The sequence below is a fragment of the Streptomyces sp. NPDC006463 genome, from assembly GCF_042870715.1.
Classification (GTDB): domain Bacteria; phylum Actinomycetota; class Actinomycetes; order Streptomycetales; family Streptomycetaceae; genus Streptomyces.
In genome coordinates this window covers 145,714-169,424 of record NZ_JBIAHP010000001.1, presented here as the reverse complement: position 1 = coordinate 169,424, position 23,711 = coordinate 145,714, and the positions used below count along the sequence as shown (strand labels likewise).

The 23,711-nt window shown below is 71.9% G+C and carries 22 protein-coding genes and 3 pseudogenes; 11 read left to right on the top strand and 14 right to left on the bottom strand.

Going from position 1 to position 23,711, the window contains the following annotated elements:
* Positions 1-133: 133 nt before the first annotated feature.
* Positions 134-637, bottom strand: coding sequence for a cupin domain-containing protein (locus ACFYOB_RS00860; protein ID WP_388552571.1), 504 nt, complete (start codon positions 635-637; stop codon positions 134-136).
* Positions 638-757: 120 nt separating this feature from the next.
* Between ACFYOB_RS00860 and ACFYOB_RS00855 the strand changes: the two genes are divergently transcribed.
* The 3 genes from ACFYOB_RS00855 to ACFYOB_RS00845 all read left to right on the top strand — a co-directional run bounded on the left by ACFYOB_RS00855 (position 758) and on the right by ACFYOB_RS00845 (position 3,496).
* Positions 758-1,630, top strand: coding sequence for a LysR family transcriptional regulator (locus ACFYOB_RS00855; protein ID WP_388552568.1), 873 nt, complete (start codon positions 758-760; stop codon positions 1,628-1,630).
* Between the two features lie 472 nt (positions 1,631-2,102).
* Positions 2,103-2,837 (top strand): NB-ARC domain-containing protein, encoded by a 735-nt coding sequence (locus ACFYOB_RS00850; RefSeq protein ID WP_388552565.1) that lies wholly within the window; start codon positions 2,103-2,105, stop codon positions 2,835-2,837.
* Between the two features lie 71 nt (positions 2,838-2,908).
* Positions 2,909-3,496 (top strand): hypothetical protein, encoded by a 588-nt coding sequence (locus ACFYOB_RS00845; protein ID WP_388552562.1) that lies wholly within the window; start codon positions 2,909-2,911, stop codon positions 3,494-3,496.
* Positions 3,497-3,566: 70 nt separating this feature from the next.
* Here ACFYOB_RS00845 and ACFYOB_RS00840 read toward each other — a convergent pair whose 3' ends face one another.
* The 6 genes from ACFYOB_RS00840 to ACFYOB_RS00815 form a co-directional block, all read right to left on the bottom strand.
* Entirely contained in the window at positions 3,567-6,077 is a 2,511-nt protein-coding gene (locus tag ACFYOB_RS00840; RefSeq protein WP_388553967.1) for an acyl-CoA reductase, read from the bottom strand.
* Between the two features lie 2 nt (positions 6,078-6,079).
* Positions 6,080-7,228, bottom strand: a complete 1,149-nt coding sequence (locus ACFYOB_RS00835) for an acyl-protein synthase (protein WP_388552559.1) — start codon at positions 7,226-7,228, stop codon at positions 6,080-6,082.
* Positions 7,225-8,370, bottom strand: a complete 1,146-nt coding sequence (locus ACFYOB_RS00830; protein ID WP_388552556.1) for a GNAT family N-acetyltransferase — start codon at positions 8,368-8,370, stop codon at positions 7,225-7,227. Before ACFYOB_RS00830 ends, ACFYOB_RS00835 begins: the two co-directional genes overlap by 4 nt.
* Positions 8,367-9,695, bottom strand: coding sequence for an MFS transporter (locus tag ACFYOB_RS00825; RefSeq protein ID WP_388552553.1), 1,329 nt, complete (start codon positions 9,693-9,695; stop codon positions 8,367-8,369). Before ACFYOB_RS00825 ends, ACFYOB_RS00830 begins: the two co-directional genes overlap by 4 nt.
* A complete protein-coding gene (locus ACFYOB_RS00820) occupies positions 9,692-10,975 on the bottom strand; it encodes a phenylacetate--CoA ligase family protein (protein ID WP_388552550.1) in 1,284 nt (427 codons plus the stop codon). Before ACFYOB_RS00820 ends, ACFYOB_RS00825 begins: the two co-directional genes overlap by 4 nt.
* Before the next feature lie 274 nt (positions 10,976-11,249).
* The gene (locus ACFYOB_RS00815; RefSeq protein WP_388552547.1) at positions 11,250-11,660 is read right to left on the bottom strand and encodes a hypothetical protein; all 411 of its coding nucleotides are present in this window, start codon (positions 11,658-11,660) and stop codon (positions 11,250-11,252) included.
* A gap of 197 nt (positions 11,661-11,857) precedes the next feature.
* On the opposite strand from ACFYOB_RS00815, the gene sigJ reads away from it, so the two are divergent.
* Positions 11,858-12,835, top strand: coding sequence for an RNA polymerase sigma factor SigJ (gene sigJ / locus ACFYOB_RS00810; RefSeq protein WP_388552544.1), 978 nt, complete (start codon positions 11,858-11,860; stop codon positions 12,833-12,835).
* Positions 12,836-12,974: 139 nt separating this feature from the next.
* A complete protein-coding gene (locus ACFYOB_RS00805) occupies positions 12,975-14,018 on the top strand; it encodes a hypothetical protein (RefSeq protein WP_388552541.1) in 1,044 nt (347 codons plus the stop codon).
* A 47-nt stretch (positions 14,019-14,065) separates the two neighbouring features.
* On the opposite strand, the gene ACFYOB_RS00800 is transcribed toward ACFYOB_RS00805, so the two are convergent.
* From ACFYOB_RS00800 to ACFYOB_RS00790, 3 genes are all read right to left on the bottom strand, one after another.
* Positions 14,066-14,773, bottom strand: coding sequence for an intradiol ring-cleavage dioxygenase (locus tag ACFYOB_RS00800; protein ID WP_388552538.1), 708 nt, complete (start codon positions 14,771-14,773; stop codon positions 14,066-14,068).
* A 159-nt stretch (positions 14,774-14,932) separates the two neighbouring features.
* Complete coding sequence (locus tag ACFYOB_RS00795) at positions 14,933-15,289, bottom strand: VOC family protein (RefSeq protein WP_388553964.1); 357 nt, start codon at positions 15,287-15,289, stop codon at positions 14,933-14,935.
* Positions 15,290-15,348: 59 nt separating this feature from the next.
* Positions 15,349-16,494, bottom strand: a complete 1,146-nt coding sequence (locus ACFYOB_RS00790; protein WP_388552535.1) for an epoxide hydrolase family protein — start codon at positions 16,492-16,494, stop codon at positions 15,349-15,351.
* Between the two features lie 63 nt (positions 16,495-16,557).
* Here ACFYOB_RS00790 and ACFYOB_RS00785 point away from each other — a divergent pair, with 63 nt between their 5' ends.
* Both ACFYOB_RS00785 and ACFYOB_RS00780 read left to right on the top strand, forming a co-directional pair.
* A complete protein-coding gene (locus ACFYOB_RS00785) occupies positions 16,558-17,526 on the top strand; it encodes a helix-turn-helix transcriptional regulator (RefSeq protein WP_388552532.1) in 969 nt (322 codons plus the stop codon).
* Positions 17,527-17,723: 197 nt separating this feature from the next.
* Positions 17,724-17,948, top strand: a pseudogene (locus tag ACFYOB_RS00780) (IS5/IS1182 family transposase); the annotation flags it as partial.
* Positions 17,949-17,990: 42 nt separating this feature from the next.
* Here ACFYOB_RS00780 and ACFYOB_RS00775 read toward each other — a convergent pair.
* On the bottom strand, positions 17,991-19,502 hold the full coding sequence (locus ACFYOB_RS00775; RefSeq protein ID WP_388552530.1) for an alpha/beta hydrolase family protein: 1,512 nt from the start codon (positions 19,500-19,502) through the stop codon (positions 17,991-17,993).
* Positions 19,503-19,761: 259 nt separating this feature from the next.
* On the opposite strand from ACFYOB_RS00775, the gene ACFYOB_RS00770 reads away from it, so the two are divergent.
* Together ACFYOB_RS00770 and ACFYOB_RS00765 are read left to right on the top strand one after the other, a co-directional pair.
* Positions 19,762-20,916 (top strand): sensor histidine kinase, encoded by a 1,155-nt coding sequence (locus tag ACFYOB_RS00770; RefSeq protein WP_388553961.1) that lies wholly within the window; start codon positions 19,762-19,764, stop codon positions 20,914-20,916.
* On the top strand, positions 20,913-21,575 hold the full coding sequence (locus tag ACFYOB_RS00765; RefSeq protein ID WP_388552527.1) for a response regulator: 663 nt from the start codon (positions 20,913-20,915) through the stop codon (positions 21,573-21,575). Before ACFYOB_RS00770 ends, ACFYOB_RS00765 begins: the two co-directional genes overlap by 4 nt.
* 48 nt (positions 21,576-21,623) lie before the next feature.
* Here the strand turns inward: ACFYOB_RS00765 and ACFYOB_RS00760 are convergent.
* From ACFYOB_RS00760 to ACFYOB_RS00750, 3 genes and pseudogenes are all read right to left on the bottom strand, one after another.
* Positions 21,624-21,728 (bottom strand): annotated as a pseudogene (locus ACFYOB_RS00760) (transposase); the annotation flags it as partial.
* A 57-nt stretch (positions 21,729-21,785) separates the two neighbouring features.
* Positions 21,786-22,697, bottom strand: coding sequence for an IS701 family transposase (locus ACFYOB_RS00755; protein ID WP_388552525.1), 912 nt, complete (start codon positions 22,695-22,697; stop codon positions 21,786-21,788).
* Between the two features lie 144 nt (positions 22,698-22,841).
* A pseudogene (locus ACFYOB_RS00750) lies at positions 22,842-22,970 on the bottom strand (IS5/IS1182 family transposase); the annotation flags it as partial.
* Positions 22,971-23,029: 59 nt separating this feature from the next.
* Between ACFYOB_RS00750 and ACFYOB_RS00745 the strand changes: the two are divergent.
* Positions 23,030-23,179, top strand: a complete 150-nt coding sequence (locus ACFYOB_RS00745) for a hypothetical protein (protein ID WP_388552522.1) — start codon at positions 23,030-23,032, stop codon at positions 23,177-23,179.
* 146 nt (positions 23,180-23,325) lie between these two features.
* Positions 23,326-23,711 (top strand): hypothetical protein (locus ACFYOB_RS00740; protein WP_388552519.1); only part of this gene is annotated, 386 nt, incomplete at its 3' end.

Here is a 23,711-nt window from a genome sequence, read left to right as displayed (position 1 = left end):
ACGCCGACAACACCGGGACCCCCACCGCGACCACCCCGCCCCCCCCCGCCGCACGCCCGGCGGCCCCCCGCCCCCGCGCCTCCGGCCCCGGCGGCGGCCGTGCGTGTTCACCGTCACCGACCGAGGGTGCCCGTCAGCAGGCTGCCCGCTGGGACCGCCAGGCCGTGTCGTCGAGGAAGTGCACGTCGTAGCGGTCCTGTTCGGGCAGAAGGCTCTCGAAGGAGTCCTGGCCGTGCTGGATGCGGCCGAGCGCGCGGAAGTAGCCGAAGCGGTCGACGCCGGGCGTCAGTACGGCGATCAGGTCGGCCGTGGAGCCTCGGGCCGCGCCGAACGCGTGCGGCATCCCCGGCGGGACGACGACCAGTCCGCCCCGCCCCACCGACGCCGTCTCGCCGTTCAGGAAGAACTCCACCGTGCCGTCCAGGACGTAGAACAGCTCGGACGACAACTCGTGACGGTGTGGCCTGGCTCCGTCAGCCCCTTCACCGAGAGCCAGTCGGTTGGCTCCCAGCGCGCCGCCCGTCGCTCCGGCGTCCGCCAGCAGGCGAAAGCCTCCGCCGTGCGGCAGGGGGACGTGCTCGGCCTCCTCGCACCGCACGACCAGCGCGGACGCGGCATCCGGGACTTCCTTGGACATCTGCTGGGCTCCTCTCGCGAACCGCTCGGTTCGGCTCCCATTCGATCCCGGGAAGAAGCGGTGCACCACAGGCGGTTGGCACCTGCAGAAATCACCGATCGAGATCAATCGGAGGGGCGCGTGGAGCTGCGGCAGCTGCAGTACTTCGTGGCCGTCGCCGAGGAGGGCGGCTTCAGCCGTGCCGCCGAGCGGCTCAGCATCGTCCAGTCGGCGGTGAGCGGGCAGATCCGCCGCCTCGAACGCGAACTCGGGGTGGTGCTCTTCGAGCGATCCACCCGGCACGTACACCTCTCGGGTGCCGGCGAGCGGTTGCTGCCGGAGGCGCGCGCCGTACTCGATGCCGCGCACCGCACGCGCCAGGTGGCCGCCGAGATCGCCTCGGGCGACGACGGGGTCCTGCGGCTGGGCACCGTCCACGGCCCCGGCGACCGGATCTACCGCCTCCTGCACGAGCTGACGGCCACCAGCCCTCGGCTCCAGGTCCGGCCGCGGCGCCTGCCCGTCGCGGAACGGCTGGCCGCCGTGCGTTCCGGCGAGCTGGACGCAGCTCTCGTACGGGCCCTGGACACGGCACCGGGACTGGAACTCCTGCCGGTGTGGAGCGACCCGCTGTACGTGGCCCTGCCCGAGGGGCATCCGCTCGCGAACAGCCCCGTCCTGCACGTGGAGGAGCTGGCCGGCCTGCCCCTGCGGCTCGCTCCACGGGAGCACAACCCGCCGTTCCACGACCTGATCACCAACGCTTTGCGTGCGGTCGGAGCCGAGCCGCTGCCGGGTCCTACGTTCACCACCTTCCAAGAGACGCTCACCGCCATCGGCGCCGGTACACCCTCCTGGACCGTGTTCTACGACGTGGTCGGGCTGCCCGCCGTCCACCAGGTTGCCCTGCGCCCGCTGGCTGAGCCCGCCCTCACCACCTCGCTCGCCGTACTGCCCGGCCCGCCCGGCCCAGCGCTGCGTCACCTGCTCGCCGCACTCGCCCGTACCTCCTGACGATGACGCGACGCTCCTGGACCGGCTGTCTCGATTGCGCGCTTGCGGACATCACGCACGGATGGTCCGTGGATCGTCTGGCCAGTTGGCGCGGGGGAAGGTTCGCAGGGTGGCGATCGATGTTCAGGGGCGTCGCAAGCGGCTGGTGGTGACGGGCACCGCGGTGGTCCTGACCCTGACCGGGATGTTCGGGCGACTTCATCTTCAGCGAACTGAAGGGCAAATGGGCGCTGGGCGCCTTCGCGGGTGCCGTCGCGCTGGCGGCCGACCTGACGATGGTGATGCAGCGTCACTCGGAGGGCGAGCGGGCCGCGCCGAGGCACCCCGGACCGAATCCGCCCCATCAACTCCCTCCCGAACACGTCCTGGTGGGGCGTGATGTGCTGAGCGCCGGCCTCGTCGAGCGGCTCCAGGACGTGCCGACCCCCACGAGCGGCATGCTGCCGGGGAACCGGCCGTCGGCCAGGCCGGGGTGATCGTTGTGCACGGCGCGGCCGGGACGGGCAAGACCGTGCTCGCCCTGCACGCGGCGCACCGGGCCAAGGGGCACTATCCGGACAGACAGCTGTACGTCGACCTGCAGGGCGACGCCGACAGCCCGCGCGACAGCGGAGAGGTTCTGGGCAGGTTCCTCCAGGACCTGGGAGCGGCCCAGGGAACGGCTCCCGAGGACATCCCCCGCCGGACCGACGACCGGGCCGCACGCTTCCGCAGCCTGACGAACAACCTGCGCATGCTGATCGTCCTCGACAACGCGCACACCACCGAACGGATCCAGCCGCTTCTGCCGGTGGGACCCGGCTGCTCGGTGCTCGTGACGAGCCGACGGGCCCTGTCGGTGAGGAACAGCACCTGGCGAAACCCGGTGAAGGTGCAACTTCCCGAAGAGGAGCAGGCGTTGGCGGCCCTGAGCGCATACGCGGGCCGGGAGCGCGTGGCCGCGGACCCCGCAACCGCCCTGGAGATCGTGCAGTTCTGCGGACGGCTTCCGCTGGCGCTGCGCATCGTCGGCGAGAAGCTGGCGGCACGCGACGACCTGACGCTGCCGCGGATGCGCGCCCGGCTCGAGGACGAACGCGTCCGGCTGCACGGGTTGGTGTACGACGACCTGAGCCTGCGCGCGTCCCTGTCCCTCAGCTTCCGGGACCTGCCGGAACCCGCACGGCTCGCGGCCGGACTGATGTCCTCCTTGCCGGTGGAAGACTGAACGACTGGCACGTCGGACGGTGCCTTCCGGCCGGATCGGCGGCCGCCGACGAACTCGTCGCCGTAGGGCTGATGGAGGTGGACGACAGGGACGCGGAGGACCCCGGCTACCGCTTCCATGACTTGGTGCGCGTCTTCGCGCACGACCAGCACGAGACCCTGCCCCCTGAGGAGCGCCGCACCGCCGAGCGGCGGTTGGTACGCGCCTACCGCGACGCGGTCGTCTACCTGGCAGCCGGCCGCGCCCCCGAACTCGGCACGGAGGCGTCAGCCGAGAGCGCCGGGAAGCTGGACCGGGAAGCCGCGGGGGCGTGGGCGGCCCAGGAGAGCGAGCGGATCCAGTGGGCGATCACCCGAGCCCGGCGCCTGGGACTGGAGGCCGCGGGCACCGAACTCGCCGAAGCCTTCACGTACTTCCTCGACGACGTGAAACTGTCCGCCGAGACCGCACGATGGCTGTTCGACGCGGGCGCCGAACAGCGGGCCCGCGTGGTCGGCAGCCTGCGCCGGGGCAGCGCCCTGGCCGCCCTCGACAACGGCATGACGGAGGCGGCTCTGGAGCTGTTCCTGACGGGCGCCGCCGCTGATCCCGTCGCCCCGTCGCCCCGTCGCCCCGTCGCCCCGTCGCCCCGTCGCCCCGTCGCCCCGTCGCCCCGCTGACCCGCTGACCCGCTGACCCGCCGGCCCTGGTCAGCTGACCGGGGCCGGCGAGCAGCCGTGACGACACGACCTAGCGGCGCGTGTCCACCACCGCGAGGAGCTTTCCACTGGTCGGGCTGCGGTCCAGGGACGCGCCGTCCACGGCCTCGACCACCAGGTCCAGCAGCCGCTCCGTCACCGCCGAGCGGAGCTCCGGGTAGCCGGCCAGGAAGACCTCCCGCAGCCGCTTCGGGTCCGTCGCCCCGGCCCGTTCCACCCGTACGGTCAGCCGCTCGCGTGCGTCCGCGGCGTCCAGCCGGATCTGCAGCTCACCGCGGTGGCCGCCCCGTTCCTCCGCCAGGGCCACGAAGCGGCGGTGATTGAGGAAGTACGTCGCCACCCGCATCACGTCACCGGTGCGCCCCCGCAGCTCGAAGCGGGGCGCGTGCCGGCCGCACGGGCAGCGGCCCGGGATCTCCCGGCCGAGGTCGCCTATCACGTACCGGCCCAGGTGCTGGCCGCGCCGGGCGTGCGTGGTGAAGACCAGCCGGCCCGTCTCGCCCGGGGCCACCGGCCGGTCCTCGGCCAGGTCCAGGATCTCCATCGTGTGGAGGTCGGCGTGCAGGTGGTGGACTCCCCCGGAGCTCTCGGTGCACTGGTAGCCCAGCGGGCCGAGGTCCGTGCTGCCGTAGGTGATCGAGCGGACGGCCTCGATGCCGAACGTGTCCTTCAGCGTGCGCTGCTGCTCCTGCGTGAAGTGCTCGCCGCCGTAGAAGACCTTGCGCAGGCCTCCGTACGCGCGCAGTGCGTCCGCCTCCGCGTGCAGCAGCTGCCACAGGTAGGAGGGCATGCCGAAGAGGGTGTCGGCCCCGTGGTCGATGATGGCCCGGGCCGTCGCCCGGTGGTCCGGTCCCGCGGACAGCGGCAGCTGCACCCCGCCGAGCCGTTCCAGTACGGAGAAGAAGCTGATGAAGCTGCCGTACATGCCGCCGCAGTAGAAGAGGTTGGCGGTGCGGTCCCCGACCGGGTCGTAGCCGGCGGCCAGCAGACCGCGGGCGGCGGCGTGCATCTGGGTGTCGTAGTCGTCGTAACTGAAGATCGACAGTGCCGGCGCGCCGGTGCTGCCGCCGCTGCGGAAGTACAGCTCGGCATCGGCCCGCGCCACCTGCCGGGCCGACTCCTGAACGTCCTCCTTGCCCAGCAGCGGACCCGCGGGCTGCGGCAGCACGACGGGCCGGGCCAGGTCGTCCAGGCAGGCGGTGGTGGCGAAGCGGGCCGGGTCGGCCTGGACCGCGACGCGGCGGCTGTAGCGCTGCAGGGCGTAGACGCCGTCGTGCGGCTCGCCCGCGTAGCTCTCCAGCATGGACCCGACGGGCGTCACACGGGTGACGCCGGCTGCCAGCGCGGTGCGGGACAGCTCGGCGATGTCGGTCCGGCTGCCCGCGAGGCCCGCCGTCTGCAGATAGCGGCGCATCGGGCGCAGGGTGGCGATCAGCCGCTTGCGGGGCAGCGGCTTGACCCACACGCTGCGGTGCAGCGGCGAGGCGGTGAGCGGGGAACGCGTGTCGGCCATGACCCGCCACGAGCCGTCGGGCGCGGCGAACACCCGGGTCAGGCCCAGGTGTTCCTCCAGCCGGGCCACCAGCTCGGTGGTGGTCAGCTCGGCCTCCTCCGCCGGGTCCGGCCCGACCGCGGACACGGCGCCCACCGCCGGCGGCCGGGCCGCGAGCACGGCGGCGAAACGCTCGGCGAAGGCGAACACCTCGCCCTCGTCCTCGGTGTCGAGGTAGACCACCTGGGGGCTGGAGCAGGCCTGCTGCTCGTGCAGGCACACGTCGTCCGCCAGCGCCCCGAGCGTCACGGCATCCGACCAGGCTTCACTCGTCAGGTAGGCGAAGGAGATCCGGTGTCCCCACTCCACCAGCCGGCAACCGGCCGGCACATGGGCCGCCACGCCTTCCACGGCGCCTTCCCCGCCCCACACGGCGACGGCGTCCGCGGGCGCGCACATCAGGCGCAGCCACTCCTGCCGGGACGACGGGAACCGCAGGACGACGACCCGCGCGGCCAGCGCACCACTGGGGTCCAGGGCCGCCAGCTCGGCCATCAGGTGCTGGGTGAGCAAGGTGTCGTCGCTGCTCGTCTTGAGGATGTTGACGTTGCCCGCGAGCAGGCCCTCGACGATGCTCAGCGGTGCCACCGTCGCCGCGTTGCCCGGGGCGATGTGGGCGACCAGGCCGACCGGCGCCCACGCCTCGTAGACCGTCTCGCGCGGATCGGCCCGGTTCAGCCGGCCCGGAGCCGTGCCGCCCAGCTCCCGGCGCAGCTTGCGGGTCAGCTCGCGCCGGCCGAGGAGCGCGCCGAGCTCGGCCAGCACCGCCGGGTCCTCGCCCTCCGGCAGGTGCGCGGCGAGCCGGCCGTGTACGGGGTGGGCCGGGTCGCACAGCGCGCCGGCCAGGGCGTCGCAGGCGGCCAGGACGGTCTCGGTCTCCAGGTCCGTCGCCAGCGCGGCCTCGACGACGGCCGGCAGTTCGGCGAGGCGTCGCCCGGCCTCCTCGTCGCAGATGAAGGAACCCTGCCAGTAGTGGTGGTGCACGCTCATGGTCACGCCATTCCCTTCATCAGTTCCGCCGCGGCCACCGCGCAGCTGCGGTTGCGGCTCACCCCGGCACGGCCGTGGACGGTGAACCAGGGGGTCTCCAGCTCGCACCCGCAGGCGTCCCCCGGCTGGAGGGAGGCGAGGTCGCCCATGACCACGCTCTGCGCCGGCACCGAGGTGATGTACGGCGACACGAGGTGCAGATAGCCGCGCTCCCCGTACGGCACGGGTTCGAGCGTGCGGGTGGACCGGATCGTCACCCGGGACCAGACGGGGGCGTGCAGCCGGTGGTGGTCGCACTCGATGTACGGGATGCAGTGCTCCACCGACCCGAAGGTGTCCCGGATCCGCTCACCCGGGATGCCGAGCTGCTCGGTGACGCGGGCGTACAGCTCCTCCTTGCCGATCCGCCGGTCGGCGTGGCCCTTCCAGCCTCCGCCGAGTACGACGAGGGAGCCCTCGGGCAGGCGCAGCGGAGGCAGCCCCATGGCCCGCATCCGCTCCAGGGTGAAGAAGAGGAAGGCGGGGAAGCCGAGGATGCGGACAGGGGCGTCCTCCCGCTCGAAGCGGCGCAGCGCGGCGATGCAGCCGAAGGGGTCGAACTCGTGGTCGCCGCCGGTGTTGCGCAGCGCGTACTCGACGCTGCGCGCCGGGGCGAAATCGCACAGGTAGTTGTCGGTGAAGGCGGTCCCGAGGTTCAGGGAGGGGGCCGGCTCGTAGCTGTACAGGAGGTAGTTGACCTCCTGGTCGGGGGTGATCCAGCCGTTGCGCTCGAAGATCCGGGCGACCATGCGCTGGGCGGAGCGGATGGTCCAGTTGTCGAAGAACATCTGCGACTTCTGGCCGGTGGTGCCGGAGGAGGTGAGGTGCAGCTCGACTTCCTCGCGCGGGATGGAGAGCACCTCGTGGCGCTTGAAGAAGTTCGCGTGGACGAGGGGCGCCCGGTACGGCTCCGCCGGGGGAGTGGCCTCGTACAGGGAGCGGAAGAAGGAGGAGCGCTCGGTGTGCCAGGCGTTGGTCTCCGCCATGGCGGCGGCGAACAGTTCGTCCTCCGCGGGCCCGCAGGCGTAGGGGTCGGTCAGGTCGCACAGCTGTTGCACGTGCGGCAGGAGGGCCGGGTCGGGTACGGCGACCGGCGCGAGATGGGGGTTCACAGGGCAACCTCGGATGATGTGGGCAGGTGTGCCGACGCCCAGGCCGACACGTAGCAGTCCAGATAGGGCTGGAGGGGCGGTTCGACGGCGACGCCGCGGAAGTCGATCCGCTCGCTCGAACGGGACAGGACGGCGTAGTCGTGGAAGCCGTCCCCGTCGGCGCGCATCGCCGGGTAAAGGGCCCCGGCGACGAACCCCTGGGCCAGGAAGGCCGAGAGGGCCTCCTGGTGCGCGAGCGGCACCAGGGCCTCGACGTAGCCGGCGCCCGCGCGGGCCAGCGCCCGGGTGACGGGTTCGAGGTACGCGGCCGCGGCGGCCGGGTCGGGGTGGGCGGTCAGCAGGGAGCAGTACCCTCCGGCGCGGTTGAGGTAGGCGTAGACCTCGAACCGGCCGTCTTCGGGAGTGAGCAGCACGTTCGGGGTGTGCAGCGGGTAGAACCAGCCCTCCGCGCCCGGGAACTGCTCGCGGAAGCGACGGCGTACGAAGGCCGGTGCCTCGATCATCTCCAGCTGTTCGACGGCCCCTTGCGGCGCGGGCGCCGGGAGCGGGTCGGTGGCGGCCCGGACCCCGGGGTAGCCGATGCCGAGCGTGGCCTCGGCGGTGCGCAGCAACGGCAGCAGCGGGGCGGGCACTTCGGTGACGGGCATCCGACGATCGAGCACACCCGTGGAGTGACGCGCGTAGAGTGCGAGGCTCTCGCGGCTGCGGAGATCGACCGCGTTGGGCAGGATGCCCAGCGGACGGAACCCGTTGCGCGCCACGACGCGCTGCGGACCGGCGCTGACGGTGCGTACGGTCGCGTACACCGAGTCCAGCCGGCCCGTGTCCAGCATCCCGGCGCACAGGGCCTCGGTCAGGGCTGCGGCCAGGCCGGCGGAACGGTGCCCGGGGTGTACGGCGATGCCCTCCAGGCGGCCGATGCGACTGCCCGCCTCACCGTGGATGGCGGCGGACGCGGTCAGGGCCCCGGTGTCGGCGCAGCGGCCGACGAGCCACAGGGAGTACGGGTCCTCGATGAGCCGGGCCATTTCGGCCGGGTCCGTGCCGAGGGCCACGGGGTAGTGCGGCCCGTAGACGGCGTAGTAGAGCTGGCGCAGTTCTGCGATGTCGGCGCAGGTGGCCGGGGTGATGACGGGATTCACCGCTCGCCTCCGACGGGTTCCGCCGCGCCTCGGCCGGCATCCGTGCCCGCATCCGCTGTGGGTGGCGCGGCCGTACGGGACCCGAGCAGGGCCAGTGCGCAGGCGGCGGGGAGGAGGCCGACGCCCTGCACCAGGCACAGCGTCCGGGGCGAGAAGAAGTCGCCTGCGGAGCCGAACACCAGGGATGCCACCGGCAGGGAGGCGCCCAGTACGGCCTGCATCACGGCGAAGAAGCCGGGCTTGTCCTCCGTCGGCACCAGGCGCTGGAAGAGGGCCACGAAGCGGACGCCGACGGCCCCGGCGCACCAGCCGGCCACGGCCAGGCAGCCCGCGACGACCGGACGGTTTGCGACCAGCCCGGGCAGTGCCAGGGCGAGGGACATCAGGCCCAGGCAGTAGGCGCCGGCGACCGTGGGCCGCCCCGGCACGCGAGTGCCGGTGAAGGCGCCGATGAGCGTGCCGGCCCCCAGGGAGGCCTCCAGCAGTGCCACGGTGCCGCCACCGCCGTGGAAGACCGAGCGGGTGTAGAGGGGGATGACGACGAACACGGCGGTGGTGAAGAGGTTCGCCGCGGTGAAGCAGACCAGGATCCGCCGAACGTAGGGCAGTTCGTCCAGGATGTGGCGCAGCCCCCGCCGCGGGGGCGCGGCTGCCGCCGGGTCGGACGCGGCGGTCGGGGCCGCGCGGAAGCGGGCGCTCGCGATGAGGAGGGCGGCGCCGAGGTAGGCGGCCGCGCAGCCGACGGCCAGCCCGGCCACGCCGGCCCGGTCGACGGTGAGGGCTCCGAGCAGCGCTCCTCCGAGACCGGCCAGGGACTGGGTGGACAGCTCGAAGCCGGTGGCCGTCTCGATGTCGGCGTCGTCGACGAGTTCGGGCACCGAGGTGGTCAGGCAGGGGTCGAAGAACGCCTGGCAGGTGGCCAGGGCGAGAGCAGCGGCGTAGACGGCGGGGAGCGGCAGGCCGCCGCCGTACGCCCACAGCGCGAGGACGCCCGAGGCGGCCCCGGCCAGGCCGGCGGCGGTCCGCAGCACCGAACGGTGGGCGAACCGGGCGACGGCCCCGGCAACGACGGGCGCCAGCGCCACGGCCGGCAGCGTGCAGGCGGCCATGAACAGCCCGGAGGCCAGACCACGGGAGTCGTGCACGGCGTACGCGACGATCCACCAGGACACGCCGACCTGGAACATGCGTATGGCGGCCTGGGTGAGGACCTGGCCGAGCCACACGGCACCGAAGGCGCGGTTGCGCAGGATCAGCGGAGCGCGCCGCCCGCCGGCCTCGGCGCCGGTCTCGGTCTCACGTACGGATACGGGTGAGGTGGTCACGCGGTCGGCCTCTCGTCGAGGACCCGGACGAGCTTGCCCGAGCGCGGGTTGACGGCGAGGTCGCGGTGGCGCGCCCACTCCACGGACAGCGGGTGCACGAATCCGGCGCGCACGCTGTCCGGATACAGCGGCCGTACGGTCTCCAGCTCCTTGAGGACCGCCTTGCCCAGCGCCTCCCGGCCACCCTGGATCGCGTCGGAGGCGTTGTCGCCGGGGGCCGTCGCCAGCCGCAGGACGAGCCCGTCGCGGCCGTCCCACCGGCGGACGACGAGCTGCATTCCGACCACGTGCCCTGCGGTGTCCGCGCAAGCCACGGCGTCCTGCGCGTCCTGGGTGTAGAGGGAGACGGGGCCGACCCGTACGCCCTCCTCGGCGCGGCCGAGGATCCGGAAGTGTCCGGGCCCGGTTCCGGTCCACTCGGCCCGGTCGCCGGCGGGGTACCGGATGATCGGCATGAGACGGCGGAAGAGGCTGGTGACGACGACCCGGCCGGGCCGCCCCGGTTCGGTGATGGGCTCATCGGTGGAGTCGTCGAGGATCTCGACGACCGAGTACGGGCTGAAGGCCCGGTGCACGCGGGTGTCGGAGCCGGGTACGGGGCGGCCGAGGAGGCCGGCGTCGACGCTGGCGTATCCGATGGAACGCGCCTCGGCGCGGGGGAACGCGGTGGCCAGCAGACGCCGTTGGTCGTCGAAGAGGGCCTCGCCGCCGAAGAGGAGCAACTCCACCGAGTCGAGCCGGGCACCGGACGAGATGGCCTGTTCGGCGAGCCTGCACAGGGTGGTGGGCGTGCCGGCCAGTACCTGGGCGGCGAGATCGCGCAGTGTGGGGATCGTCGACTCCAGCGGCGCGCCGCCGCCGATGGGCAGGCGGACGTTGTCCACGGGGGCGTGGGCGAGCGAGTCGAGGACGAAGAGGAAGCTGGCGTACAGCTCCCCGGCGTAGAAGAGGTCGGCGACGCGGTGTCCCGGGCGCAGACCCGTGTCCACGAGTCCCTGGCCGAAGGAGGTGACGAAGGTGCGCCACTCGTCGCGGGTGTAGACGGAGAACTTGGGGGACCCCGTGGTGCCGCCGGTCTTGTAGACCGTGGCCTCGCTGAGCGGGCCGGTCAGCACCCGGCTGCCGTGAAGGGTGTTGGCCGCCCAGAACTCCTGCTGGTCGACCACCGGCAGGTCGGTGAGGCGGTCGGCGTGCGGCGAAAGGGACGCGTAAAGGTCTTGGTAGAAGGGCGAGTTGTGGCGGGCGAAACGTATGAGGTCCGAGAGCTGCTGGGCGGACATGGGCCTTTGCCTTGGTGACGGGAATGGGACGGGAGCCACGGCGGGGCGCGGCGAGAGTGAGAACTCGCCCGCGCAATCGACCGGTGTGAACGGGGGACCCCCCGGCGCCCCCGCCTCCTCGATGCACGCCGAAAGGTGACGTGCAGTCACAATCATGAAACATCAGCGCGCTTGTCACCAAATTGGCCAAGGACTTTCGGTCAGCGCGGCCATATTCACTAGTATTTCTGGTTCTTGTTGTGCCTCCCCTCAAGACGCCGCAGGTCGGCGGGTGTCATGCCGCGGCATCCGCGCGAGCGCGCCGGACTGTTTGCAGCCGGCCCAGCTGAAGGACGCTCAGGCCGAACATCAGGACGCCCAAGGGGACGTGCAGGGTCGCCTCGTGCGCGATGCCCAGGACCACCTGCACCGACGCGAGCGCCAGGAAGCCGACGGAATACAGGATGGGCACGGGCGAGCCGCCGCCCGGCCGCCACAGCAGGATCGCGGTGAGTACGTACAGCATCGTCGCGGCGTACATCACGCGAGCGCCGGCACCGTGCAGCGCCTCTCCGTGCTGCGAGGACAGCAACAGTCCGGCGGTGGCCGCCTGGAAGAAGATGGCCGCGGTCTGCAAGGCGATCGCGGCTCGCATGAACGTCAAGAACTTGACGCTGCGCTGCTGTTCAGTCGTCGGCACGGGCATGGTGAGCCCTTCCCTTCTGGTTCTCAACTCTGCTTCTCGACAGTGGTTCCCCGTGGCCGGTGCCCCGAGGTCCCACCAGTCCGACGACGCAGCCACCGAAAATGTGAGGGGGCGCACCGGCCTCACATTTCGTCGCGGTCTCGTCGAACATGGTGAGGGGAAGATCAAGACAAGCGAACAGGGGAGTCGTCGAGACCATGACCACCAGATCCGAGCCCGAGACCGTGTCCGGGCCCGTGTCCGAGCGCGCGTCCGGACGCGGCCGCCTCGATCCGAGCCTGAGCGCGATCACGGGCGAGCGCCGGCAGCTGATCAATCTCGCCTACCGGCTCCTCGGCTCCCTGGCCGAGGCGGAGGACGCCGTTCAGGAGACCTACGCCCGCTGGTACGCCATGTCCCGGGAGCGGCAGGAGGCCATCGAGTCCCCCGGGGCCTGGCTGACGAAGGTGGCCGGTCGCATCTGCCTCGACCTGCTCGGCTCGGCGCGGGCGCGGCGCGAGAGCTACGTGGGCGAGTGGATCCCGGAGCCGTTGCCCGACCGTGCGGAATGGATGCACGGGCGGCCGGGTGACGGCAGAGGTGACCCGGCCGACCCGGCCGACCGGGTCACCCTGGACGAGTCGGTCGACATGGCCTTCCTCGTGGTGCTCGAATCGATGACCCCGGCCGAACGGGTCGCGTTCATCCTGCACGACGTCTTCCGGTACCCCTTCGCCGAAGTCGCCGAGATCGTCGGCCGCACCCCGGCGGCGTGCAGACAGCTCGCGTCGTCGGCCCGCCGCCGCGTCCGTGAGGCCCGGACCCCTGTGGCTCCGACGAACCGACAGGCCGGTGTCATCAGGGACTTCAAGCAGGCATGGGAGGCCAAGGACATCGCCGCCCTCGTCGGCCTGCTCGACCCCGATGCCACGATGATCGCCGACGGCGGCGGCAAGGTCGGTGCGGTGCTCCATCCGGTGGCAGGCAGCGAGCGGATCGCCCGCTACATCGTCGAGATCGGCAGCAGGGCACCCGGCATGACGCTCCTGGAGCGTTCGGTCAACGGCCGGCCCGGCCTGGTGGCGCAGCACGGCGGCGCCACCGTGACGGTGGCCGCGTTCGGCCTCGCAGACGGCCGGATCACGCACATCTGGGCGGTGCGCAACCCCGAGAAGCTCCGGCCGTGGACCACGTAGCACGCCCTGAAGTCAGGAGTTGACCCTGACACCGCGCAAGGCGGCACGCGGCGTCCGTCGCGCAGGGGCGGCTCGTCGTCCGTGAGACTCCGTCTGAAGATCTTCGAAGGTCCCGGCCGCGACGAGTTGGTGGAGAAGAGTGAGCGCACCCAGAGTGCTGCAGATACCTGAGACCTGCGCGTGGAATGACTACGTGCGGCTGCAGGAGAGCCATCTGGCGGCACTGGGCATCGAGGTCATGCGGCCCGGACTGTGCCGCGACGAGCCCGGGTTCACCGCAGCAGATGTCTCCCGCCGCGTACGGGACGCACTCCTGCGCGACGTACCGGACATCGTGCACGTGCACTGGCCCGAGATGCTCGGCCGACTGCTGGGGGACGCCCAGGCGCTCGATCTCCTTCGGGCCATGACCGCGCGGGGCGCCCGCCTCGTCCAGACCGTCCACGACCTGGCGCCGCACGAGCCCGGTGCGAACGGGACGGTGTCGTTCATCGACGCGGTCGACTCCCTCACCCACGGCGTCCATTTCTTCACCAAGGAACACGAGCACCTCGCACGGCAGATCCGCGGCGCGCTCCCCTCGCCCGCCCTGTACCTTCCCCACCCCCGATACCCCGGACTGAGCCCGGGAGCCGGCGGGGCCGCACGCCGGACGACGATCGGCTGTTTCGGCCGGCTGCGCCCCTACAAGCGCACGGCGGCCTTCGCCGAGGCCTTCGTCCGGCACGCCACCGGCGACCAGCGGCTGTTGATCGCCGGGTATCCGGACCACCCGGCCACCCATCAGGTCCTCACCCGGCTCGCGTCCGCCCACGAACAGGTCGAGTACCTCCCGGGGTTCCATCCGTGGCCCGAGTTCGTCCGGCTCCTGGAACGCGTGGCCTGGGTCGCTCTGCCGTACCGGCGGGTGTGGTCCAGCGGTGTGCTGGTGGCCGCGGCGCAGACGGGGTGCCGGATCCTCAGCCCGCCGCCCGTGGGGGCAGAGGGCTACCGGACGCTGCTCGACGGCTCCGCGGTCCTCGACCCGTGGGACGACGACCTGGCCGTACGGAGCTGGCAGCGGGCCGTCGCCGCGCCCCCGCGGCCCGCGTTGTCCACGGCCACCGGAGCGCCGGACCTGCCGAACTGGCGGGAGGCCGCCGAAGCCTTCTGCGGCTTCTACGACGAGGTCCTGGAGGCCTAGACGGTACCCGCATCCTGGTCGGGACGGCCGGACGGCGGGTACGTGGCTCAGGCGATTCCCACGGTGTACGCGGCACGGTAGCCGTCGCCGTCCGGCGCGAGGGCCAGCGTCATGGCGGTGCCGGCGGACCTGTAGCGGCTGTCCCGCCGGTTGGGGTGCTTCGGTGCGGGCCGGCGTGCGTAGGGCTGGAGCGCGTACACCTTCAGCAGGAGGTCCTCGGGGAAGAAGAACTGAGACGTCGTCTCGGTACGGGTGTCGGGGTGCACCTTGAAGTGGATGTGCGGCGCCAGTCCCGCGTACCAGCCGGGCACGATCGTCCGGAACACGCATCGGCCGGCGCCGTCGGTGACTTGCGTGCCGCGCAGGAAGGTTGCCCCGCCGGTGGAGTAGGCGCCGGAGGCGTCGGCATGCCACACGTCGACGCTCGCGGCGGCGAGCGGCCGGCAGCCCGCTGACACCCGGACCACCGTCAGGTCCAGCCGGAACGGCACTCCGCTCCGGCCCTCGGTGATGTCCGACCGGATCCGGTCCAGGTCCACGTAGTACGGGCCCGCGCCCGCTTCGGTGGTGAGGACGCAGGCCGGGCCGCTGCTGCCGCTGCCCGACGGGCGGGGCGGCGAGGCTGACGGTTGCCCCGCCGCACTCCGGGTCCCGGCCGGGCCGGAGCAGGCCGCGGTCAGCAGCGCGGCTCCGGCCGATCCGGCGGCCAGCAGAACAGTACGACGGCTGGTCCGGGAGGCGTCTTTCTCGGACATGCGAACCCCTCACAGGTGCCCTGGGAGCCGTCACGCGCGGACGGCTGCACACTGCGCCCCACCGTGCCGGACGGCAGAGTTCCGGGTCGGCACCGACACACCCACGCCGGTCGTCGTCACACCCCGTCGTCCCGAGTCGTCCCGCCCGCTGACCCCCGATCAGCCTCTGGTGAGGCAGAACGGGTGTCCAGCAGGATCGGTGAGGACCCGCCACCTGTCCTCGTGGGGCTGATGGACCGGCTTGCCCGCGCCCAGCTCCAGCAGGCGGGCCTCGGCCTCGTCCAGGTCCGCGACGTCGAAGCAGAGGTGCAGCTGCTGGGGAACGGTCTGATCGGGCCAGGTCGGAGCGCGGTAGCCGTCGACCCGTTGAAAGCCGATGAGGAGTCCGTCCTCACGTTCGAGGCCGGCGAAGTCCGCGTCAGACTTCGGGTGGAGTTCCAGGCCCGTGGCCTGCTGGTAGAACGCCGCCAGAACCAGCGGATCAGGGCAGTCGAGTGTTATCGCACTCAGTTTCATCTCCAGGAACACGGCACCTCCAGGCCGATCGTGGACTGTCGAGACCCACACCCTAGGTGTCAGGTGCCGAGCGTCCCGAAGAAGGTGCGGACGTCGGTGACGAACGCCTCGGGCTGTTCCAGAGCGAGGAAGTTGCCGCCGCGCTCCAGCTCGCTCCAGTGGGTGACGTTGTGGTCCCGCTCGGCGAAGCGGCGGATGGCGATGTCGGTGTGCAGGGCGACGGCCACTCCGGTCGGGACGGTGCCGCGCGCCTTCGGGGCCCAGGCGGCCGGGTCGTGGCCCGCCTCGTAGTACAGGTTCGCCGAGGAGCCGGCCGTGCCGGTGAACCAGTAGACGCTGATGTTGGTCAACAGGCGGTCGCGGCCCACGGCGTCCTCGGGGAGCTCGGAGGCGGGGTCGGTCCACTCCTTGAACTTCTCTGCGATCCACGCGAGCTGGCCGACCGGCGAGTCGTGCAGCCCGTAGGCGAGGGTCTGCGGGCGAGTGGACTGGATGGCGTTGAAGCCCATCTTGTCCTGCTGGAAATCCTCCAGCCGGGCCAGCCGCTCCTGCTCGGACTCGGTGAGCCCCTCGAACTCGGCAGGATCCCCGGAGGGGAAGGTGATCAGGCCGTTGACGTGGATGCCGACGACCCGGTCGGGTGCCTGGCGCCCCATCTCGGCGGCGATCCAGGCGCCGCCGCCCGTTCCCTGAACACCGTAGGAGTCGTAGCCGAGCCGACCCATCAGGTCGACGAACGCGCCCGCGATGCGGCCGGTGTTCCAACCGGCCTCGCCGAGCGGCCCGGAGAAGCCGGTGCCGGGCGTGGAGGTCACGATGACGTGGAAGTCCTCCGCCAGCGGCCGGATGACCTCGACGAACTGCACGAAGGAGCAGGGCCAGTCGTGCAGCAGGAGCAGTGGGACGGCCGCCGGGTTCTGCGAGCGGACGTGGAGGAAGTGGATGTTCTGGCCGTCGATCCCGGTGGTGAACTGGGGGAACTCGTTGAGCTCCGCTTCCGCCTTGCGCCAGTCGAAACCGTCGGCCCAGTACGCGGCCAGGGCCTTGAGGTAGTCGGTGGGCACACCCCGGCTCCAGCCGGCGCCGGGGATCTCGCTGCCCCAGCGGGTACGCGCCAGCCGGTCGCGCAGGTCGTCGAGCTCGTCCTGCGGGACATCGATGCGGAACGGGTGGATCCGGGCGTCGGTGTTGCCGCTGCTCTCCATGGGTAAGACACTATTCTCGATATAGGCACGTTACGTTCCTAATGGCACAACAGGCTGGGCCTCATGCTCGATACCTCCGCACGGTTGCTGCGCCTGCTCTCTCTGTTGCAGACCCCGAAGGCCTGGCCGGGATCCGAACTCGCCGAACGCCTCGGGGTGAGCGGCCGTACCGTCCGCAACGACGTCGAACGACTTCGCGAGCTCGGCTATCCCGTGGACGCCACGCGCGGATCCACCGGCGGCTACCGGCTCGGCGCCGGGGCGGCGATGCCCCCGCTGCTGCTCGACGACGAGGAGGCCGTCGCGGTGACGATCGCGCTGCGCACCGCGGCGCAGGGCGCCGTCCCCGGCGCCGAGGAAACCTCGCTGCGGGCGCTGGCCAAGCTGGAGCAGGTGCTGCCCTCGCGGCTGCGCCGACGGGTGCGGACCCTCACGGCGTACACCGGGGCCGTGCCCACGGACCGTCCGGTGCCGTCCGTCTCCGCCGACGTGCTGACCACCTTGGTATCCGCCTGCCGCGACCAGGAGCGACTGCGCTTCGACTACCTGGACCACGCCGGCTCGCCGACCCGCCGGGTGGTGGAGCCGTACCGGGCGGTGAACTGGGGGCAGCGCTGGTACCTGGTGGCGTGGGACGTCGAGCGCGAGGACTGGCGTACCTTCAGGGTCGACCGGATCCAGCCCCGTACACCGACCGGACCGCGTTTCACACCACGCGAACCGCCGGGCGGCGACGTCTCGGCATACGTCTCCAGACGCGTGTCGAGCGCGGCCTGGCGCTACTACGCGCGGGTGACCGTCCATGCCCCGGCGACGGCGGTGATCGAGCAGATCAACCCCGCCGTCGGCACGGTCGAGGCCTTCGACGCCGACAGCTGCGTCCTGGTCACCGGTGCGGACACGGTGCAGACCCTCGCCGCCTACCTGGGCATGCTCGACTTCGACTTCGACGTCACCGGACCCGGGGAACTGGTCACCCACCTCCGTCGGCTCGCCGACCGCTACGCCCGCTCCACGCCGCCTGCCCCCTGAGAAAGTGTTGGGTAATTGATCAACTGCATGCCGTGATGCGTCGGTGGTGATCTCCGTGATCTAGCCGTCCATGAAGATCACCATCATGTGTGTCTGTGCGTGTAGGCCGTCCTACGACTCGTCGTTGACGGACGCTCAGTTCCGCGCGTGGGCGGCGGACGGTACTGGGGCCGGGTTCACGACATGCTGCGCGAGCGGTGCTGCCCCGCAGGTGGTTGGTCGAGCGGACATTGACCTCGCTGGGGCGGTGCAGACGGTTGGCACGGGACTACGAGCGCAAGACCCCGCACGCCGAACCGGTGATCAAAGTCGCCGTGATCCGCCTCATGGCCGCCCGCCCCGCCGGCGAGGAGATCGAACCGCGCGGCCCCATCGAGACCGAAGCAGCCCGCCGCCCCGCCGACGACCTCAAGAACGAGTGATCACCCGATACCCAACACCTTCTTACGTGCGTGTTCGGCAAATCACGGGGTCAGCCTCGCAGTTCCCCGAGCCCCTGATGGTGAGGCCGTGTAGACCTTCCCGTAGGCCCGGAGGGTTTCGGCCGGGTCGCCGGGGCGGCCTCGCAGGACGGCGTCCAGGAAGGCGAGGGTGGCTCCGGCGACGACGCGCGGGCTCTCGGTGCGGCCCAGGGTGCCGACGATCGAGGGCACCGGCGGCAGGTAGAGCGGGCCGTCCATGAAGGTGAGGTGCCCGGCGCCGGGGACGGCGAGCCGGTAGCTCGTCGCGGTGCTGTGCTCGAGGGCGTCGGTGAGGCGGGGCAGGTAGCGCGGGTCGGTGCCGGCGGTGATCTCCTGGGTGAGCGCGAGCGCCGGCTGCTCGAGGGCGGGCGCGGTGGGTCCGTGGGGGTAGCCGTCCAGGTCGACGACGGCGTCGAACCGGCGGTCCTGCCGGGCCGCCTGCAGGGCGGCGGCACCGCCCAGGGAGTGGCCGGCCACCGCGGCGCGGCTGGTGTCCAGGCGTCCGGTCAGCGGGTCGGCGGTCTCGCCCCGGTCCAGCCGTTCCAGCTGGGTGAGGACGAAGCCGAGGTCGGCGGCCCGGACGGCGGTCCAGCCCGCCGCCAGCTCCTCGTCCCGGTCCCGGTCCCCGCTGGAGGCGGTCGTGGCGCGGATCGTGCGGCCGTCGGCGAGGACGACGACGGCGGAGTCGTACGGGTGGTCGAGGGCGGCGACCAAGTAGCCGTGGCTGGCCAGCTCCTCCGCCCAGGCGGTGTTCTGGGTCCGCACCCCGCCCGACCCCGGGGAGAACAGTATGACCGGGAACCGTTCTCCCCCACCGGCCACCGGGGCGTCGACGACCGCACGGCTGCGAGCCCGCGGGACGCCGTCGACCAGGAAGCCGGGCAGGCCGACCCCGCCGGCGAGGGCCTCGGCGACGGTGCGCGCCTCCTGCTCCGTGCGTCCCAGGTACTGGGCCCGCTGGGTGTCGGCGGGGCTCTTCTGCGCGGGGTACCAGAGCTGGGCCACGACCGTGCGCCGGTCGTCCGGATCGGCGGTGAAGCTCTCGGGCCGGAGCGAATCGGTCCACTGCACCACCCGGGTGCCGACCGCGAAGCCGCCCGACGGCTCGGGGAACCCGGGCACGGGGAAGGCCCAGGCCGCCACCGGGCCCATGGCGATCAGGCCGGCGCAGGCCAGCGATCCCGGCAGGGCCAGCCACCAGCGGGCCCGCCACGCCGGTCGGCCGGTACGGCGTCGCAGCAGGGGCGGGAGGGCGAACGCCGACGCCAGGGCGGCACCTGCCAGGACCGGCAGCAGCTGCCAGCGGATCCCCACCACGCCCAGCACGGTCGCGGACGCCACGAGCACCGCCCCCGCCCCGATCGTGACGGGCCGGCGGGCGGCCGGGGGGAGCCAGCGCGCCGCCACCAGCGCGAGGGCACCCAGCAGGACGAGGACTTCCGGAAGGGACATCGACAGCCCCGTGATGGTTTCGGTCACCCGGCCATGCTCGGCGCCGGGTCCGCGCCGCCGCATCGGTCCCGGGTCGCCGCCGACTGCGACCGGGGTGGCAACCGGGGCGGGCCGCGGTGCGACCGGAGTGGCAACCGGGCACCCCGGACCGGCGGCCGGCCTGCGACCGTGGGAGGTGGCGGGTCTCCTCCTGTGGTCGTACCCCTGCCTGGTGCGCTCCGACGCCGGGCTCATGTGCGGCGCGGACCCGCGGCCTAGGCTGCGGCTGTACGCGGTGGCGGCCCCGGCCGGGGCCGCCACGACGACCGATCGGCGGAGAGGTGTGACGGTGCGCCACCGGGACCGGGTACCACCCCTGGTGTGGGACGCGGCGCTGCCGATCCTTCTCCTGCTCAACGTCGTGACCACGTACCCGGCCCGGGAGCTGCCGGTGGCCGCGGCGCTCACCGCCGCCCTGGCGCTCCCCCTGCTGTGGCGGCGCCGGGCCCCGCTCGCGGTGTTCGGCGCCGTGGCGGCCGCGGCCTTCGTCCAGTGGCTGATGGACGTCCAATTGCCCGCGGACATCGCCCTGCTGGTGGCCCTCTACACGGCGGCCGCGCACACAGGCCGGCGCGGCACGCTCCTCGCCGGTGCCGTCGTGGAGGGCGGAGCCGTGCTGGCCTGCCTGCGCTGGGCACCGGACGGCGCGTTCCCGACCCCCTTCGTCGCGCTCTCCGCGATGGTCGTCGCCGCCGCCGTCCTCGGGGTGAACGTGCGGACCAGCCGGGCCTACCTCGCCGCCGTGCAGGAACGGGCCGAACGGCTCGCGCTGCACCAGGAGCAGCAGGCACGGCTGGCCGTCGCCGAGGAGCGGGCCCGGATCACCCGCGAGATGCACGACATCGTCACCCACAACCTCTCCGTCATGGTCGCGCTCACCGACGCCGCCGTGTACGCGCAGCACAGGTCCCCGGACCGGGCCACCGCCGCGATGCTGCAGATCTCCGAGACGGGCCGGCAGGCCCTCACCGACATGCGGCGCTCGTTGGGCGTCCTGCGGCCCGACGAGCCGGACGCCGAGCGCCACCCGCTGCCCGGCATCGCCCAGTTGGAGGCGCTCGCCGACCAGATGGGCGCCGCCGGGCTGCCGACCCGCCTGGAGGTCCGCGGCGGCCACACCCACGTCCCCGCCACCGCACAACTCACCGTCTACCGTCTGGTACAGGAAGCCTTGACCAACACCCTCAAGCACACACCCGCCGGCACCCGTGCGACGGTCCTGGTCGAGTGCTCGGCCCAGGCCGTCGGCGTGGACGTCACCGACAGCGGCCCCCGCCCGGCGCGGCCCGCCGCAGCACCGCCCGGCCACGGCATCCCCGGCATGCGCGAGCGCGCGGCCGCCTACGGGGGGACGCTGCGGGCCGGACCGCTTCCGGGCGGCGGCTGGGGCGTCCGTACCCGACTCCTCCTGTGCGGCGGCGGGGCGGCCTCCGCATGACGATCCGCATTCTGATCGCCGACGACGAGGCGCTGCTCCGGATGGCCTTCGGCACGGTCCTGGATGCCCAGCCCGACATGACACCGGTCGGCGAGGCCGCGGACGGCGCCCAGGCCGTCCGCCTGGCCCGGGAGCTGCGGCCCGATGTCGTCCTCATGGACGTCCGGATGCCCGGGACGGACGGGATCGAGGCGACCCGACAGGTCGTCGAGGTCTCCCCGCAGAGCAGAGTGCTGATCCTGACCACCTTCGACCTGGACGCGTACGCCTTCGCCGGTCTCGCCGCCGGAGCCTCGGGCTTCCTGCTGAAGAACACCAGGCCGGAGGAGCTGCTCACCGCGATCCGCAACGTCGCGGCGGGCGACGCGGTGCTCTCCCCGCGGATCACCCGGCGCCTGCTGGAGGACTTCCGTCCGCACCTGCCCGACGGGGGCACCGCCGTCCGCGACGAGCGGCTGGACCGGCTCAGCGCCCGGGAGCGCGAGGTGCTCGTCGAGGTCGGCCGCGGCCTGTCCAACGCGGAGATCGCGGCCGCGCTGGACCTCGCGGAGGCGACCGTGAAGTCCCATCTGGGGCGGATCCTGCACAAGCTCGAACTCCGCGACCGGATCCAGGCCGTGGTCTTCGCCCACGACAACCGCCTGGTCCGCCCGGCCTGAGAAGGTGTCGGGTAATCGTGTGACGTGCCGATGCCAGCCGGTGAAGGAACGGCCCTCGAAGTGGTCCAGCCCCAGCGCTGTTTTCAGTTCGCGGTAGTCGTGCTCGATCCGCCACCTCGACTTCGCCAGGCGGACGAGGTCCTTGGCGGGGATGTTCGCGGGCAGGTTCGAGATCCAGTACTTCGTGGGTTCCGCCTCGCCCTCGGGCCATTACGCGATCAGCCAGGACAGCCCGATCGTGCCGTCGGCGGCGGGCTTCGGGAGGCGGCCCGCGAGCCGGATCCGCAGGAGCACGAAGTGCGAGCTCATCGCGGCTCTGGAGCCCCTGCGCCAGGTCAGGGTTCGCCCGTGGTGGCGTCCGGCGGCCAGCACGTGGTCGCGTAAGGACACGGGCCTGGAGCGGTAGCGGGGCCGCGGGCGGGGCCCGAGACCTCCGTAGGCCGGCTGACGGGGTTCGGTGTCCTCGCCGTGGGCGGTCATCTCGGCTCCGGCCTGCAGGACGTAGGCCAGACCCCGGTCTTCGAGACCGTGACGGAAGTCGGCGTTCGCCCCATAGCCGGTGTCCGCGACCAGCGCGGCGGGCCGCAGCCCGATCCCGGACAGCTCGTCGAGCATCTCCAGCGCCAGCTGCCACTTCGGGCGGTGATGTTCGGTATCGGGGATCCGGCAGGCCGCCCGGCGTGCGGCTGCCTCGGGCCCGTCCCATGCGGCAGGCAGGAACAGCCGCCACGACAGCGGGCACGAAGCCGTGTCCGAGGCAGCGTGGACGCTCACCCCGATCTGGCAGTTGCCGACCTTGCCCAGGGTGCCCGAGTACTGCCGGGCCACCCCGGGTGAGGCCGTGCCGTCCTTGGGGAAACCGGTGTCGTCCACCACCCACACCTGCGGGCACACCGCCCGCACGGCCCGCCATGCCAGCCGGGCCCGCACGTCGGCGACCGGCCAGGTCGAGGACGTCATGAACTGCTGCAACCGCTGATGATCGACCCCGAGCCGTTCGGCCATCGGCTGCATCGACTTGCGCCGGCCGTCCAGCAACAGGCCCCGCACATACAACTGGCCCTTCTCCAGCCAGTCCCGCCGCACCAACGGCGCGAACACCTCGGAAGCGAACTCGTCCAACCGGACCCGCACCGCCGCAAGCTCACCAGCCCTCATACAACCAGCGAACTACCAGACACCCGACAATGACAAGACCGGCTAACAAAGCACTACTAGGGGCTTTCGTTTGGATCACCCAGTGGCCTGCCGCCCCGGCTGCCGCCCCGTGAGGGTGAAGGCGAGCGGGCAGCCGACGCCGTCGCAGGCGAGGTGGATTTTGCTGGTCAGGCCGCCACGGTCCGATGCCCGGGCTGCGGATCCCCCTTTTCCAGCTCCGGCGGCACGCTGGTGGGCGCATTCGGAGGACACCTCGATGGCATGCGCTGGACACGAGCATCAACCACGTCTACACCATGCCCCGCGCGCCCGGGCTCAATGGTCAGGTGGAGCGCTTTCACCGCATCAACGCCAAGGTGTTCTACAGCGTGTTCGAAGGAGTGGTCATCCACGACACCGAGGTCTTCACCGACAAGCTGCAAGAATTCGATAGCTTCTGTAACTAACATCAGTTCACGGAGTCCTAGGCGGGCAGTCTCTCTATGAATGACTTCGCCGAAAACGCCGAGTCAGGGCTAGGTGATCACCGGCAGTTGCTCATCCAAAGTCCAGGAAGTATCCGAAAAGGCTGGTTGCGGGAGGAGTTTCCAAGATGGCGCAGGCAGGTGCTGCTAGGTTTGCCTCGGTTTGGCTTCAACAAGGCGGGTCGGCGGTGGAGGCTCGGCACAATCTGACCTCCGATCAGCATCAGCAGACGGTCAACGACCTGTTCGGCAGGGGATTCCGGCCCATCTGGGTCAGTGGCTACGGCAATGAACCCCGCTTTGCCTCCATCTGGGTGCAACAAGACGGACCGGCGGTGGAGGCTCGGCATAATCTGACCTCCGATCAGCATCAGCAGACGGTCAACGACCTGTTCGGCAGGGGATTCCGGCCCATCTGCGTCAGTGGCTACGGCAATGAACCCCGCTTTGCCTCCATCTGGGTGCAACAAGACGGACCGGCGGTGGAGGCTCGGCATAATCTGACCTCCGATCA

Excerpts from the sequence above, each read along its gene's own strand:
- ACFYOB_RS00860 (WP_388552571.1), bottom strand. The coding sequence starts at position 637 with ATGTCCAAGGAAGTCCCGGATGCCGCGTCCGCGCTGGTCGTGCGGTGC.
- ACFYOB_RS00845 (WP_388552562.1), top strand. The coding sequence starts at position 2,909 with ATGGAGGTGGACGACAGGGACGCGGAGGACCCCGGCTACCGCTTCCAT.
- ACFYOB_RS00840 (WP_388553967.1), bottom strand. The coding sequence starts at position 6,077 with ATGAGCGTGCACCACCACTACTGGCAGGGTTCCTTCATCTGCGACGAG.
- ACFYOB_RS00820 (WP_388552550.1), bottom strand. The coding sequence starts at position 10,975 with ATGTCCGCCCAGCAGCTCTCGGACCTCATACGTTTCGCCCGCCACAAC.
- ACFYOB_RS00815 (WP_388552547.1), bottom strand. The coding sequence starts at position 11,660 with ATGCCCGTGCCGACGACTGAACAGCAGCGCAGCGTCAAGTTCTTGACG.
- sigJ (WP_388552544.1), top strand. The coding sequence starts at position 11,858 with ATGACCACCAGATCCGAGCCCGAGACCGTGTCCGGGCCCGTGTCCGAG.
- ACFYOB_RS00800 (WP_388552538.1), bottom strand. The coding sequence starts at position 14,773 with ATGTCCGAGAAAGACGCCTCCCGGACCAGCCGTCGTACTGTTCTGCTG.
- ACFYOB_RS00795 (WP_388553964.1), bottom strand. The coding sequence starts at position 15,289 with ATGAAACTGAGTGCGATAACACTCGACTGCCCTGATCCGCTGGTTCTG.
- ACFYOB_RS00790 (WP_388552535.1), bottom strand. The coding sequence starts at position 16,494 with ATGGAGAGCAGCGGCAACACCGACGCCCGGATCCACCCGTTCCGCATC.
- ACFYOB_RS00785 (WP_388552532.1), top strand. The coding sequence starts at position 16,558 with ATGCTCGATACCTCCGCACGGTTGCTGCGCCTGCTCTCTCTGTTGCAG.
- ACFYOB_RS00775 (WP_388552530.1), bottom strand. The coding sequence starts at position 19,502 with ATGCGGCGGCGCGGACCCGGCGCCGAGCATGGCCGGGTGACCGAAACC.
- ACFYOB_RS00765 (WP_388552527.1), top strand. The coding sequence starts at position 20,913 with ATGACGATCCGCATTCTGATCGCCGACGACGAGGCGCTGCTCCGGATG.
- ACFYOB_RS00745 (WP_388552522.1), top strand. The coding sequence starts at position 23,030 with ATGCCCCGCGCGCCCGGGCTCAATGGTCAGGTGGAGCGCTTTCACCGC.